Origin of the sequence: Acrocarpospora pleiomorpha (genome assembly GCF_009687885.1) — a bacterium.
In the GTDB taxonomy this organism is placed as follows: Bacteria; Actinomycetota; Actinomycetes; order Streptosporangiales; family Streptosporangiaceae; genus Acrocarpospora; species Acrocarpospora pleiomorpha.
The window spans coordinates 206,556-219,956 of the sequence record NZ_BLAF01000009.1 but is presented as its reverse complement, the minus strand read 5'-3'; the positions used below and the strand labels follow the sequence as shown (position 1 = coordinate 219,956).

General features: G+C 66.8%; 13 protein-coding genes. 7 read left to right on the top strand and 6 right to left on the bottom strand.

Annotated features, from left to right (window positions below; all coding sequences use genetic code 11):
- The first annotated feature begins 21 nt into the window (after window positions 1-21).
- The 7 genes from Aple_RS09315 (at window position 22) to Aple_RS09285 (ending at window position 8,850) form a co-directional block, all read left to right on the top strand.
- Complete coding sequence (locus Aple_RS09315; RefSeq protein ID WP_155344095.1) at window positions 22-1,425, top strand: glycoside hydrolase family 30 protein; 1,404 nt, start codon at window positions 22-24, stop codon at window positions 1,423-1,425.
- Window positions 1,426-1,493: 68 nt separating this feature from the next.
- Complete coding sequence (locus Aple_RS09310) at window positions 1,494-2,525, top strand: Gfo/Idh/MocA family protein (protein WP_155344094.1); 1,032 nt, start codon at window positions 1,494-1,496, stop codon at window positions 2,523-2,525.
- Window positions 2,516-3,349 (top strand): DUF6807 domain-containing protein, encoded by an 834-nt coding sequence (locus Aple_RS09305; RefSeq protein ID WP_308805498.1) that lies wholly within the window; start codon window positions 2,516-2,518, stop codon window positions 3,347-3,349. Before Aple_RS09310 ends, Aple_RS09305 begins: the two co-directional genes overlap by 10 nt.
- On the top strand, window positions 3,337-3,981 hold the full coding sequence (locus tag Aple_RS09300; protein WP_155344093.1) for a cupin domain-containing protein: 645 nt from the start codon (window positions 3,337-3,339) through the stop codon (window positions 3,979-3,981). Before Aple_RS09305 ends, Aple_RS09300 begins: the two co-directional genes overlap by 13 nt.
- Before the next feature lie 245 nt (window positions 3,982-4,226).
- Window positions 4,227-6,773, top strand: a complete 2,547-nt coding sequence (locus Aple_RS09295) for a chitinase C-terminal domain-containing protein (protein WP_155344092.1) — start codon at window positions 4,227-4,229, stop codon at window positions 6,771-6,773.
- 143 nt (window positions 6,774-6,916) lie between these two features.
- Window positions 6,917-7,567 (top strand): copper resistance CopC family protein, encoded by a 651-nt coding sequence (locus tag Aple_RS09290; protein ID WP_170321365.1) that lies wholly within the window; start codon window positions 6,917-6,919, stop codon window positions 7,565-7,567.
- Window positions 7,564-8,850 carry a CopD family protein gene (locus Aple_RS09285; protein WP_155344090.1) on the top strand — a complete coding sequence of 429 codons (1,287 nt, stop codon included), beginning with the start codon at window positions 7,564-7,566 and terminating at the stop codon, window positions 8,848-8,850. Before Aple_RS09290 ends, Aple_RS09285 begins: the two co-directional genes overlap by 4 nt.
- A gap of 60 nt (window positions 8,851-8,910) precedes the next feature.
- On the opposite strand, the gene Aple_RS51920 is transcribed toward Aple_RS09285, so the two are convergent.
- From Aple_RS51920 to Aple_RS09255, 6 genes are all read right to left on the bottom strand, one after another.
- On the bottom strand, window positions 8,911-9,588 hold the full coding sequence (locus Aple_RS51920; RefSeq protein ID WP_170321364.1) for a GNAT family N-acetyltransferase: 678 nt from the start codon (window positions 9,586-9,588) through the stop codon (window positions 8,911-8,913).
- A 496-nt stretch (window positions 9,589-10,084) separates the two neighbouring features.
- Window positions 10,085-10,309 (bottom strand): helix-turn-helix domain-containing protein, encoded by a 225-nt coding sequence (locus Aple_RS09275; RefSeq protein ID WP_218038205.1) that lies wholly within the window; start codon window positions 10,307-10,309, stop codon window positions 10,085-10,087.
- A gap of 19 nt (window positions 10,310-10,328) precedes the next feature.
- The gene (locus Aple_RS09270; RefSeq protein WP_155344088.1) at window positions 10,329-11,036 is read right to left on the bottom strand and encodes a DUF998 domain-containing protein; all 708 of its coding nucleotides are present in this window, start codon (window positions 11,034-11,036) and stop codon (window positions 10,329-10,331) included.
- Window positions 11,033-11,698 (bottom strand): TetR/AcrR family transcriptional regulator, encoded by a 666-nt coding sequence (locus tag Aple_RS09265; protein WP_246264284.1) that lies wholly within the window; start codon window positions 11,696-11,698, stop codon window positions 11,033-11,035. The genes Aple_RS09270 and Aple_RS09265 overlap by 4 nt, the downstream gene beginning before the upstream one ends.
- An 82-nt stretch (window positions 11,699-11,780) precedes the next feature.
- A complete protein-coding gene (locus Aple_RS09260; protein WP_246264282.1) occupies window positions 11,781-12,143 on the bottom strand; it encodes an HIT family protein in 363 nt (120 codons plus the stop codon).
- Window positions 12,144-12,184: 41 nt separating this feature from the next.
- Window positions 12,185-13,327 (bottom strand): hypothetical protein, encoded by a 1,143-nt coding sequence (locus Aple_RS09255; RefSeq protein ID WP_155344086.1) that lies wholly within the window; start codon window positions 13,325-13,327, stop codon window positions 12,185-12,187.
- Window positions 13,328-13,401 lie beyond the last annotated feature (74 nt).

Here is a 13,401-nt window from a genome sequence, read left to right as displayed (position 1 = left end):
TTTCGGAAAGCGGGTCTCCGCATGTCGCGACGTCACAAGGCACTACTCGTTCCGATCCTGGCTTTACCCTTGGCGGGGTTCACGCCCGCCGGTGCGGAAAGCGCTTCCCATGGATCCAGGATCGAGGTCGACTACCGAACGGTTCATCAGAAGATCGATGGATTCGGAATCTCGCAGGCGTTCCGCCGGATGGAGCTCATCGAGCAGCTCTCCCCGCAGCAGCAGCGCGAGATCCTCGACCTCTGGCTGAGCAGGGAGAAGGGCGCGGGAGTCAGCATCCTGCGGCTCGGCATCGGCTCCTCGCCGACCGGCAGCCCTTATGACCTGATGGAATCGATCCAGCCGGTCGACCCCGGCGGGCCCAATGCGACACCGAACTATGTCTGGGATGGCAAGGACGGCGGCCAGGTCTGGCTGGCCAAGGAAGCCAAGCGTTACGGCGTGAAACGCTTCTACGCCGACGCCTGGAGCGCGCCCGGCTACATGAAGGACAACGGCTCCGACAGCAACGGTGGCAGCCTGTGCGGCCTGACCGGGGTGACCTGCGCCGGCGGCGACTGGCGCACGGCCTACGCCAAATACCTGGTCCAGTACGCGAAGTTCTACAAGCAGGAGGGCATCAAGATCACCGACATCGGGTTCACCAACGAGCCCGACTGGACGGCCGTCTACGCCTCCATGCGCTTCACCCCCGCCCAGGCGGCCGAGATGGTCCGGGTGATGGGTCCGTACGCCCGCCAGGCCGGGCTCAACCTGGTCTGCTGCGACTCCTTCGGGTGGAACGAGTCCAAGGCGTACACGGCGGCGATCGAGGCCGACCCGGTGGCGCGGCGCTACGTGGACGTGCACGCGGGCCACACCTACGCCAGCCCGGTGGACGCGCCGCTGCCGACGAACCGGCCGGTGTGGATGTCGGAGTGGAACCCGAACGGCGACACCTGGAACGAGGCGTGGGACGACGGCGGCGGCTGGGACGGGTTCACCATCGCCTCCGCCATCCATGACGCGATGACGCTGGGCAACGCCTCCGCCTACGTCTACTGGTTCGGGGCCTCGCGCGGGGCGACCCGGGCGCTGCTGCAGGTGGACGTGCCCAACCAGACCTACTCCGTGTCCAAGCGGCTGTGGGCGCTGGCCGCGTACAGCAGGTTCATCCGGCCGGACGCGGTGCGGCTCGGGATCACGGCGAGCGACCCGGCGCTGCGGGTGTCGGCGTTCCGCAACAAGGACGGCTCCGAGGTGGTCGAGATCCTGAACACCGGGACGGCCGCGGTGAGCACCACCCTCAAGACGAAGTCCGGCAAGGCCACCCTCTACCTGACCGATGGTGGAAACTCGCTGGCTCCGACCGTCCTGCCCGGCAAGCACGGCCACCGGCCAGTGACCCTGCAGCCGCGTTCTCTGACGACCGTCGTCGTCAGATAACCGTTGACCCCGGGAGGGCGCCCCTGGGAGCGTGGGCGCCCTTCCGGTCCATTTGTCGGGGAGTCGGGATGATTCGAGTAGCGATCGTCGGCACGGGCGGCATCGCGGGCGCGTGCCATCTGCCCGCGTTGCGGGCGCAGGCGCACCGGGCCGAGGTCGTGGCGGCGGTGGACGTGGACGAGGCGCGGGTGAAGGCATTCTGCGCGGAGCACCGCATCCCGGTGGCGTACACCTCGCTGGAGGCGATGCTGGCGGCGGAGCGGCCGAATCTGGTGCACATCTGCACTCCCCCGCATCTGCACGCGGCGCAGGCGACGGAGTGCCTGCGGGCGGGGGCGTGGGTGTGGATCGAGAAGCCGGTGTGCCGGTCGCTGGCGGAGTATGACCTGATTTCATCCGCTGAATTGGATGCGTTCGCGTCTGTTGTCGCGCAGCATCGGTTCGGGTCGGGGGTGCGGCATTTACGGGCGATCGCGCCGGAGCTGGGGCGGGCGCTGGTCGCGTTGTGCGTGACCGCCTGGTATCGGGATCACGCGTATTTCGACGTGCCGTGGCGGGGGAAGTGGGAGACCGAGGGCGGCGGGCCGACGATGGGGCACGGGATCCATCAGATGGATGTGCTGCTTTCTGTGCTCGGGGAGTGGACCGAGGTGCGGGCGATGACCGGGACGCTCGATCGGCGGGTGCAGACCGAGGATCTGTCCATGGCCATCGTGCGATTCTCCTCGGGAGCGATGGCGTCGGTGGTGAACAGCGTGCTCTCGCCCCGGGAGGAGAGTTATCTGCGGTTCGATTTCAGCGCCGCGACGGTGGAACTGCGGCATTTGTACGGCTATCGCAATGCGGACTGGACCTCCGCGTCGCCGCTCTGGAATCCGCCGGAGGATGTGCCAAGCTCGCATGAGGCGCAGCTGGCGGAGTTGCTGGACGCGTTCGAGCGGGGGGAGGCGCCGCCGATGAGCGGGCCCGAGGGGCGGCAGGCGCTGGAGTTGATCACTGGGCTGTATGCGTCGGCTTTTATGGGGAAACCGGTGTTTCGTAGTGATCTGACGGTGGATCATCCGTTTTATCACCGGTTGGATGGAGGGACGTGGAGCTGATCTTCTCCGAGCGTGGGGTGGAGATCCTGCGCTACGTCTACGAGCCGAATATGCCGGTTTTCGAGTCGCCGAAGCCGTTTTTTCATCCTATGAGGACGCTGGCGGGGGATGTGGTCAGCGTGTATCGGCCGCATGATCATCGCTGGCATAAGGGGTTGCAGTTTACGGTGTCGGATTTATCCGGCGAGAATTTCTGGGGTGGCGGGAGCTATGTGCGGTCCGAAGGTGGGTATATGGATTTGCCCAACAACGGGACCATGCGGCATGAGGAGTTCCTGGCACCGGGGGTTGAGCGGCTGACGTGGCATACGCAGGCGGGCGAGCACTGGGTGGATGAGGAGCGCGTGATCGCGGTCCGGGATGTGCTCGAGGATTCCTGGGCGCTGGAGTTCAGCACGGCGATCACCAATGTGCGCGGCTCGGAGCTGGTCTTCGGGAGCCCGACCACGAACGGGCGGCCGCTGGCCGGATATTGCGGTCTTTTCTGGAGAGGTCCCCGGTCGTTCGAGGGCGGCGATGTGATCGCCTCGCATGGCGAAGGGCCGGAGATGATGGGGCGGCCGTCCGATTGGCTGGCTTATGTCGGGCGTCATGACGAGGTGGATCGCTGCTCGACGCTGCTGTTCCTGAGCGCCCAGCCCACCGACTGGTTCGTCCGGACGACGCCGTTCGCCGCGGTCAATCCGTCGATCGCGTTCGATCGGGTGCTGGTGCTGCCGCCGGGTGAGACGCTGTCCCTGCGCTACCGGGTGGTCGTCGCCACCGGGGCGTGGGATCGGGCCCGGCTGGAGGCGTATGTGAAGGAACATCCGTGTTCGGGGTAGGTGTCTCGGATCTGACCGTGTATGACTGGCCGACCGCCGACGGGCTCTGCGGGGGTTCTCCGCATTTGCATACCTTGTGCGCGGAGGCGTACGTGGTGATCGAGGGGGTCGGGAGCGTACAGACCCTGACCTGGTCCGGGTTCGAGGAGACCCCGCTGGAGCCGGGGTCGGTCGTCTGGTTCACGCCCGGCACCGTGCATCGGCTGATCAACGGCGGTGGCCTGCGCATCATCGTGCTCATGCAGAACAGCGGCCTCCCCGAGGCCGGCGACGCCGTCTTCACCTTCCCGCCGCATGTGCTCTCCGACGCCGCCCGGTACGGCCAGAGCGTCGCGGGCGATGTCCGAAACCGCCGGGATCTGGCCATCGAGGGATTTCTGGCGTTGCGTGCGGACGGCTCCGCCTTCGCGGGGTTCCTCGAGCACGCGGCCCGGATTGTCCGGACCCGGCTGGACACGTTCGAGCAGCGCTGGCGCGAAGGGCCCCTGAAGGCCGCGCTGGCCACGGGTGAGCAGATGACCCGGCTCAGGAACGGCGATCTCAGCCACCTGCGGGAGGGCGCGGTGACCCGGCTCTCCCCCACCGCCAAGCCCGGCATGTGCGGAAATTTGCAGGCTTATCCGGCCGTGTGAGGGTTGCCCGCCCGGTAGATGAGCCGTGCTCGGATCGTAGTGTGTCCTGATCTCACGCTCAACATTTGGTTAAGCCTGACTTAAGGAGCTAACTATCAGGAAACTTTCTTAAAAGAAACCATTGACTGGCCTGATCAGACGACTTAGGTTCGCGATCAATCGCCTGGGGGCGGGGTGGGACCAACTGTTCTGTCGCGAGTCGCCGGAATCCGCGATCTCCGACCGTCGCCAATCGGAGGTGGCACGTGCGCCTGCGCGCAGCCGCCGCGGGAGCCTCGCTCGCTCTCGTGGCCGCACTCCTGACCATTCACGGCGCCAGCGCGGCCGTCGACAACGAGACCTGCCGTCCTGACGGGCTGTATCGCACGCCGGGGCTGGATGTGCCGTACTGCCTGGCGTACGACGAGAACGGCAGGGAGAAGAACGGCGCGGACCATCCGCGGCGGATCATCGGGTATTTCACCGGCTGGCGGGACGGGACCAACGGGCAGACGCGGTATCTGGTCAGTGACATTCCGTGGGGGAAGGTCACTCATATCAACTACGCGTTCGGGCATGTCGGCGCGGACAATCGGTTGTCGGTGGGGAGCCAGGTTCCGGCGAACGCGGCCATCGGGAGGGAGTGGCCCGGGGTGGCGGGGGCGGAGATGGATCCGGCCTTCGCCTACAAGGGGCACTTCAACCTGCTGAGCAAGTTCAAGAAGCAGTTCCCCAATACGAAGACGCTGATCTCCGTCGGTGGATGGGCCGAGAGTGGTGGGTTCTTCGACGCCAACGGCGACCGGCAGGCGTCGGGTGGGTTCTACTCGATGACGGTGAACGGCGACGGGTCGGTGAACCAGGCGGGCATCAACACGTTCGCGGATTCGGCGGTGGCGTTCATCCGGCAGTACGGGTTCAGCGGGGTGGATGTCGACTACGAGTACCCGACGTCGATGAAGGACGCGGGGAATCCGCTCGACTGGTCGATCGCGAACGGGAAACGCGCGCATCTGATGAAGGGCTATGTGGCCCTGATGAAGACGCTGCGGGCCAAGCTCGACGCGGCGGCGGTGGCGGATGGGAAGTACTACCTGCTGACCGTGGCCGCGCCTTCCAGTGGATATCTGCTGCGGGGGCAGGAGACTTTCCAGGTCACGCAGTATCTCGACTATGTGAACATCATGTCGTATGACCTGCATGGGGCCTGGAACGAGTTCGTCGGGCCGAATGCGGCGTTGTATGACGACGGGAAGGATGGGGAGCTCGCGGCGGCGAGTGTGTACACGACCCAGCAGTACGGGGGGATCGGGTATCTCAATACCGACTGGGCTTATCACTACTTCCGTGGGGCGATGCCGGCCGGGCGGATCAATATCGGGTTGCCGTACTACACGCGGGGGTTCAGGAACGTCACCGGAGGGACCAATGGGCTCTGGGGGCGTGCGGTGGGGAGCACGTGTCCTACCGGGCTGACCAAGTGCGGTGACGGGGCCGTCGGGATCGACAACCTGTGGCATGACGTGGAGAACGGGCTGGAGATGCCCGCGGGGTCCAATCCGATGTGGCATGCCAAGAATCTGCAGCAGGGGATTCTCGGGGACTATCTCGCGTCGTACGGGTTGGGTGGGGCGACGCTTCAGGGGACCTATGCGCGGTTCTACGACGCCGGGCTGGTCGCGCCGTGGTTGTGGAACTCGACGAAGCGGGTGTTCCTGTCGACCGAAGATGACCAGTCGGTGGCGGCGAAGGCCGACTATGTCGTGGCGAAGGGTCTCGGCGGGACGATGATGTGGGAGCTCGCGGGCGACTACGCGTTCAATTCCGCGAAGGGGCAGTATGAGCCCGGGTCCACGCTGACCACGCTGATGTATGACAAGTTCAAGAACGCGTCGCCGTATGGGGCTGTTCGGGCTACGACGTCGATTCCCGCGCAGAAGCTGGATATCGGTGTGGAGTTCCGGGAGTTCGCGCTGGGTGACAACAACTATCCGATCAATCCGAAGATTCGTATCACGAATAATTCGTCTTCGACGCTTCCTGGTGGGACGGAGTTCCAGTTCGATTACTCGACGTCCGCTCCTGGTAACGCGGCCGATCAGTCGGGGTTCGGGTCGCAGGTGATTCGTAAGGATCATACGGCGGCCAACAACGTCGGCGGGTTGAAGGGTGTTTACAACCGGGTGTCGTTGAAGCTTCCCAGCTGGCAGACGCTGGCGCCGGGTGCCTCGGTGGATGTTGCCTTTGTCTACTATCTGCCGACTTCGACGCCTTCCAACTGGACGGTCACGTTCGGGGGCAACACCTACGGAATCCTCCAAGACTATGCGCGGGGCGGCGCGGGTCCCTCTCCGTCGCCATCTGGGTCGCCGTCTGGATCGCCCTCACCGTCGCCCTCGCCGTCAGGCGGAACCTGCACGGCACCCGCCTGGGTGTCCACGTCCATCTACACGAACGGAATGCAGGTCTCGTTCGGCGGCAAGACCTGGGAAGCCCGCTGGTGGACCCAGAACAACCAGCCCGGCACCAACGAAGTCTGGCGAGACCTAGGCCCCTGCACGGGCAACCCCTCTCCGTCACCTTCACCATCACCTTCGCCGTCGCCTTCTCCGTCGCCTTCTCCGTCGCCCTCCCCCTCCCCGTCGCCGTCGCCTAGTCCCACGGGGCAGTTCCCGGCCTGGGCTGCAGGAACGGCGTACACGGCCGGAGCGAAGGTGACTTACGCCGGATCCACCTACGAATGCCGCCAGTCCCACACCGCCCTCGCCGGCTGGGAACCCGCCAACGTCCCCGCCCTCTGGACGAAGCTCTAACCCCCTAAGCCCCCGGGTCGCGTGAGAAAGGTGACGCTCACGCGACCCGGGCCATTCATCCCAAAATCGGGCAGGTCACGCACCAAACCGATAGATGGCACCATGGCTCCGTACCACCAAAGCCAACGGAAGGTCATCGACAGGTGAGGCGTCTACTCACGGTCCTGCTGCTAGCGAACGCCGCCACCCTGGCAGCCCCGCTCCCCGCCGCCCAGGCCCACAACGTCCTGCTAGGCAGCAACCCGTCCAAAGGCTCCCACCTCACCACCGCCCCCACCGAAGTCCGCCTGACCTTCGACCAGCCGGTACGCCCCGAGTTCGCCAAAATCGCCCTCACCGACGCAACCGGCACCCACTACGAATCCGGCACCATCACCGTCGAAAAGAACGACGTAGTCACCCCCGTGACCCCGCCGACCACCTCCGGCACCTACACCATCGGCTACCAAATCCTCTCCAACGACGGCCACCCGGTAACCGGCCAAATCACCTTCACCTACACCGCCCCCAACCCAACGCCCACCACCTCGCCCACCACCTCGGCCACCACCTCGGCCACCACCTCGGCCACCACGGAGCCAACACCCGCCGCCTCGGCCGCCTCGGAGCCGACACCCGCCACCACCCCGGCCCCCGCGCAGTCGCCCCCCGCCGCCCCGCTCTCCTCCGGAGCAAACCCCCCTTCCGGCGGTGGCAGCTGGGTCTGGGGCCTCCTCGCCGCCACGGCAGCCCTCCTCGCCCTCACCGTCCGCACCCTGGCCCGCCACGACCGCAATCTGCGCGGTGCCGCATGACGGCCACCCCCGACCACGCGCTGTCTGGCGAGACCGACGCGACCACAACCAGCACCAAGAACGACGTCCCCGCACCAAAAGGCGTGGATCCCACGCCCCGCTCCGGCGGACCGGGCCAAACCTCAACAAACCCGGCATCAACCTACGCAGACGACAGCGACGGCCGGCTCTCCGCTTCCCAACCGCAGCGCAGCATCGCGGCACCTACCCACACCGAGAACGATGACGGCCAAGGCCCCGCCTCTTCCCCGCCGATCGTCATCTCGACATCCGCCGACACCAACGGCGACGCCCCTTCCCGGCGAACGATCCCCCTGGCTGGACTCGCGATCGCCGGCGTCTTCGCCGTCGTCATCGGCACCTGGCTGACCGCCCCCGACGAGGCCCCCGGCATCCCGGTCCCCGGCATCCTCGTGGACTACGGCCTGCCCGTCACCCGGCTGCTTCTGGACCTCGCCGCCCTGGCGACCGTCGGCCTGAGCCTGCTGCCCAAGCTTCTGGGTTTCGACGACGTGGACCGTACCGAACCGATCGCCGCCCGAGCCCGGCACTGGGCCGTCATGTCCGCACTCACCTGGTGCGCCGCGGCCCTGCTCGCCACCCTGCTCAGCGCCGCCGAGGTGATGCCCGGCCAGATCCCCGACGTCGGCGCCTACGTGGAGACGATCGGCAGCGGCCAAGGCCTGATCGTCAGCGCCTCCGCCGCCCTGCTCAGCGCCGCCGTCGGCACCCTCGCCATCCGTTTCGGCGAGAAGGTCCCCGCCGAGCTCCGCGTCCTCATCGCGATGTTCGGCCTCCTCCCCCTCCCCGTGACCGGCCACGCCTCCAACTGGTACTGGCACGACCTCAGCATGGTCTCCATGGAGCTCCACGTCATCGGCGCCTCAGCCTGGACCGGCGGCCTCCTGGCGGTAACCCTCTTCCTGGCCACCAACCGCTCCCTCCTGGCCACCACCCTCCCCCGTTTCTCCCGCCTCGCCACCATCTGCCTGTTCCTGGTCGGCCTCTCCGGCCTCTTCAACGGCATCGTGGAGCTCCTCCTCACCCCCACCGAGCCCTTCCCCGCCTCCCTCCTCACCACCGGCTACGGCCAGCTCCTCCTAGCCAAAACAGCCTTCGCCGCCGCCATCGCCCTCCTGGCCGCCAACATCCGCTGGCGCCTCCTCCCCAGAATCACCCAAGCCCACCCCACCGCCTTCGCCACCTGGGCCGCCCTGGAACTCACCATCATGGGCCTGGCGTACGGCGTCGCCGTAGCCCTCACCCGCGCCCCCGTCGCCTGACAATGACACCCGGCCGAGCGGAGCTGGAAGATGTCCCGCCACGCAACACGCGTTTGCGGCTCATCCTGCCGAAGGCCGGGGCTGCCAGGAGTAGGTCACGTCCGGCTCGCCCGGCTCGTCATCGAACCCGGACACGGTGAAGCCATGCCGTTCATAGAAGCGACACGCGCCCGTGTTGCGCTGAAAGGTGTGCAGGCGCAACCCCTCGGGCCTGGCGCGCTTGGCATGGACGATCAGATCGGTGCCGATGCCATGACCTTGGAGGCCGGACATCACGAAGAGATGGCCGAGCTGGTCGATGCTGAGCGTGGCGAAGGCGACGATCCGGCCGCGCAACTCGGCGACCCAAAGTTCGTGGCTGTAACCACACGCCAAGAATCCGTTGATCCATTCAGGGTTCCCGGCGTCGGGTTCGGTGTCCCGCAGATACGGCTTGTCGTCCGTGGCGGATAGGAAAACCTCGCGGACCGCAGCGGCGTCGTCGACCGACCCCCGCCGGATCAGCGGCAAGGCGTCATGCAGAACGAGGTCGGCCATCTTCGTCAGCCCTAGAAAGTACCGAAAGGTCTCCATGTCCTCGATGCCGCCGAAGGGGCGCCGGTGCAGGCTGGCAACGCATCGGCGGAGGACCGCCCGATTGTCGCCGGTCGCCTGCCCGCCCGAACGGAGATAGCTCCAGATACAGCCCGCCGTGTAGCTGTCTGCTATCAAAGCGTCGGTCTTGTCGTGGTTGGGCATCTCAGGAAATGGGAGGGCGGTATGTTCGGCCCACAAGCTCTGAACAGTCTGATACATCGCCTCGTGGGCGTCTGCCCCGTACCAGCGGGGCCCGAATCGGTACCGCTGCTCGTCGCGACGCACCCCATACCCACGCTGCTTCTCCGCCCGCCGTCGTGCCCCGAATGCCGCCATCTCCCGCAATTGGCCCGCGCGACTGGCCTCCAGGACGTCGAGGGCCCGCAGCAGCGCGGGCTCATCGCTCCGGACCGATCCGGCTACACCGGTGATGTACTGCCAAGTGGCGGTGAACCCGAGGGGCATATGCCGTCCCACAGCGCATCGCAGAGCCGTGTACCGGTACTTGTAGGGCAGGCCACGATTGCGGACGCGCCGGGCATGGAAAGCGAAGCTCATGACGCGACCTGCCCATCTCCATCGGGTACGACCAGCACGGTCGAGCGCTCGACCAGCTCATGCCTGCAAATCGCCCCAGGCGGCCGGGCATTACAAACGATCACTCGTTCTGGTAGCTGAGGAGGTCGCCGGGCTGACAGTTCAGGGCCCGGCAGAGGGCGGTGAGGATGGTGAGCAGGCGCTTGCCGGCCAGGTCCTGGGCCATGGGGGCGACGATACCGCCGATCAGCTCTTGATCTTGCGGGGGTGGATCGAGGTGTGGCATGTCCAGACTTGTCAGGGCCCGCCGGTTGACCCAGGACGAGCTCGCGCCGGGAACGGGCACCGTTCCTCCGGTGACAGTCTTATCTGGTGAGTTGTCCTCGGGGTCGTGATGTGTTCAGCAGGTAGATGGCGAGCGCTGTGAGCCAGCCGAAGCCGGTGATGAGGGAGATGCGCTGGAACAGTCCACCGAAGTCCACCAGGCTTTCGGCCTGGTTGAAGGCGACGCCGGAGATCGCGAAGGAGACTGCGAACACGGCGGCGGTGACCGACGAGTAGATCGCCCAGCCGCGCTGGTGTTGGGTGGCGAACCGGCGGGTGAATACCAGGCAGGCGGCCAGCAGCGCGATGAAGGCGGGGATCGAGAACACGTCGTGAAGCGCGCCCAGGGTACTGGGATGTTCGACCATGTTGGGGGTTCCGGGTGGGTAGCCGCTTACCGGGTCGGTGGCGAAGACGCCCGCGCCGATCAATCCGATTCCCCATACTGCGATCAGCGACGGCCCCCAGGTTGCACGCCCGTGGGGCTTGAGTAAACGTCGCAGGCCGACGGCGAAGGCCAGCGTCAGCGCGCCGGTGACGATGAAGTTGGTGACCTGGATCCAGCCGTACTCGCCGAGGGCCAGCGAACTGCCGGGATGCCGCAGCGGATCGTAGTCGGCGCGGACGGCGCCCTGAATGAGGAGTGTGGTCACGAACAGCGGGCCGGCGATCACTCCGGCGATCAGCAGTGGCACCGTCCTGGACGTGGCTGTCCGATCCGGATTCGCGGCGCCTGCCGGGACGCTCATTGGTGCTCCTTGTGGGGGTTGGCGGGTTGCGGTGTTGTGTCCGGCAGGCGCAGGTAGCCGGACAGTTGCCGCAGCGCTTGGCGGACCAGGTCGGGTGCCGAGGCGGGCTGGTCCGCGATGAGCCAGCGGTCGGTGGCCACCTCCGTCGCCGTTGCCACGGCGTCGGCGAGGATCCGGGGAAGCATCTCGTGGCCGCTGTCGGCGCCGACGCGCTCGGCGATCGCCTCGGCGAGCACGTCCCGCATGACGGCCTGTGCCTTCAGGTACTCGCCCTGCAGGGCGGGCGCCTTGGTGACCAGACGCACGCCGGCGATCCAGCCTTCGGGTGCCTGGTCGGCGCCGGTGTACTGGCGGAGCACCGCGTGCGTGATCGCATCCCAGAGCGGTTCGCTGTCCGGCCGCGCACGCAGGGCCTGTCCGACGTGCCTGGCCCGGTCCACCGCCAGCGCGCAGATGGCCTCGTACTTGCTCGCGAAATAGTTGTTGAACGTGCGGGGCGACACACCGGCCTCGGCCGCGATGTCCTCGACCAGCACGTTGTCCAGCCCGCGCTCGATGGCCAGTCGCATCGCCGCCAGGCCCAGCGCCTGCCGCGTCGCCGCCTTCTTGCGTTCCCGCAACCCGGCGTGCGGGCGTCGGGTGGGTACGGCTTCGCTGCTCACGGAACCCATCCTCACAAAAAGTTGCGTGATCAGCAAGTTTTCTGGTTGGCGTAGGTAGGCGTGCAGATCCCGGGTGCGCAGTTCACGGTCGGGAGGTCCATGGGAGGAGGAGGCCGTCGCCTGGTACGCGGGGGACGACGTGGAGGTGGAGGTGGAACACCGACTGGGTGGCGGGCTTGCCGCGGGAGGTGATGATGTTGACGGCCGGGTGTTCCGCGGCCAGTTCGGCGGCTCTGGCCATGGTGCGGGCTGAGACTTCGGGGCTTTCGGCGACGTCGGTGACGTGGGTGTGCGGGATGACGAGGACGTGTCCGGGTGTGACGGGATCGATGGGCGTGATCGCGATCGTTTCCGGCCAGGCGCGGACGATGGTGGCGGGCGCGCGTTCCGCGATGATGTCGCAGAAGACGCAGGTTGTGTCGATCTTGACCTCCTCAGTCGCCAAAGCCTCAACTCCAGGTGATCCGGAGTTGAGGCGCAAGCCGTTCAGCGGAGTTCGGCCACGGCGTCCTCGGCGCGGAGACGGTAGCGGCGGACGAAGAGTTCGGTGAGGAGCCAGGTGGCGAGCAGGAGGCCGGCGGCGAGGGGCCAGGAGCCGGGGGCGTACGGGGGGGCTTCCACGAGGAGGTCCTGGAGGTAGAGGCCGCCGTAGACGCCGCCGGTGATGAGGGCCGTGCCGACGAGGGGGCGGATGTAGGCGGGGAGGGGGATGAGGAAGGCCAGGTCGACGGCGATGGCCGCGAGGATGAGGAAGAACGGGATGGCGGAGCCGGGGAAGCCGATGACGACCAGCAGGGGCCAGATCAGCATGCGGTACGCGACGTACCCCAAGGCGATCATGGTGGCGGTGCCGGTGCGGCCGACCATGATGCGCGCCATCACAAGGATGATCATGCCGACTACGCCCGCCCACACCGAGTAGACGGCGTCGGGGACGGGCAGGGAGAAGTTCTGGATGGCCACCAGGTCGACGGGGCGGTTGAGCGTCTCGGCGGCGAAGTCGAGCAGCGCGGGTTCGGCCTCGGGTTCGCCGCGGATCCAGGCGGCCAGGCCGAGCACGCCATACTCCTGGTGCTGGCTGGGGAAGATCGCGTTTTCCAGGAAGAAGCCGAACAGGATCGTCAGGACCGTGGTGCGCATGCGCCCGGCGGGTGCGCCGACGAAGTAGCCCCGGATGACGCCCGCGATCATGAAGGCGGTGCCGATGAACAGCAGCGCGTGGGAGGGGCTCCAGGCCGTGATGTCCAGGCCGTTGATCCGGTGGTTGATCAGGTCGAGCGGCACGGCGATCAGGAAGGTCCCGGTCCCCCACTGGATCAGCCGGGAGGCGGTGCGGTCGACGCCGTAGCCCGTGTACCAGTGCACGATCGTGAGCCCGACGGCGATGACGGTGCCGACCGTGTTGAGCAGGTGCGGCGGGGCAAGGTCATCGCGGATCCACCGGAAATGCCAGGAAACATCCCACGAAGAGCCGAGCACCTTGAAAACGAACGCCACCAGCCAGCCGAGGTAGAGGACACGGAACAATTCGGCGGGGGTTTCCCGCCCTGCCGTCCCTCGTGTCCAGTATGGGAGAGCCCACCCGATGATCCGGGCAGGGGCCTGCTTGAGCGACATTCCAGAGTTCACGCGCGAAATGATGCCGCTGTCTTTACCTGCGGCGCAATCATGCCTCCGGATTCGTGGCCGTATCGCGTACTAAG

Bases quoted from the DNA above. Each gene is read 5' to 3' on its own strand.
- Aple_RS09315 (WP_155344095.1), top strand. From the start codon at position 22: ATGTCGCGACGTCACAAGGCACTACTCGTTCCGATCCTGGCTTTACCC.
- Aple_RS09310 (WP_155344094.1), top strand. From the start codon at position 1,494: ATGATTCGAGTAGCGATCGTCGGCACGGGCGGCATCGCGGGCGCGTGC.
- Aple_RS09285 (WP_155344090.1), top strand. From the start codon at position 7,564: ATGACGGCCACCCCCGACCACGCGCTGTCTGGCGAGACCGACGCGACC.
- Aple_RS51920 (WP_170321364.1), bottom strand. From the start codon at position 9,588: ATGCCCAACCACGACAAGACCGACGCTTTGATAGCAGACAGCTACACG.
- Aple_RS09270 (WP_155344088.1), bottom strand. From the start codon at position 11,036: ATGAGCGTCCCGGCAGGCGCCGCGAATCCGGATCGGACAGCCACGTCC.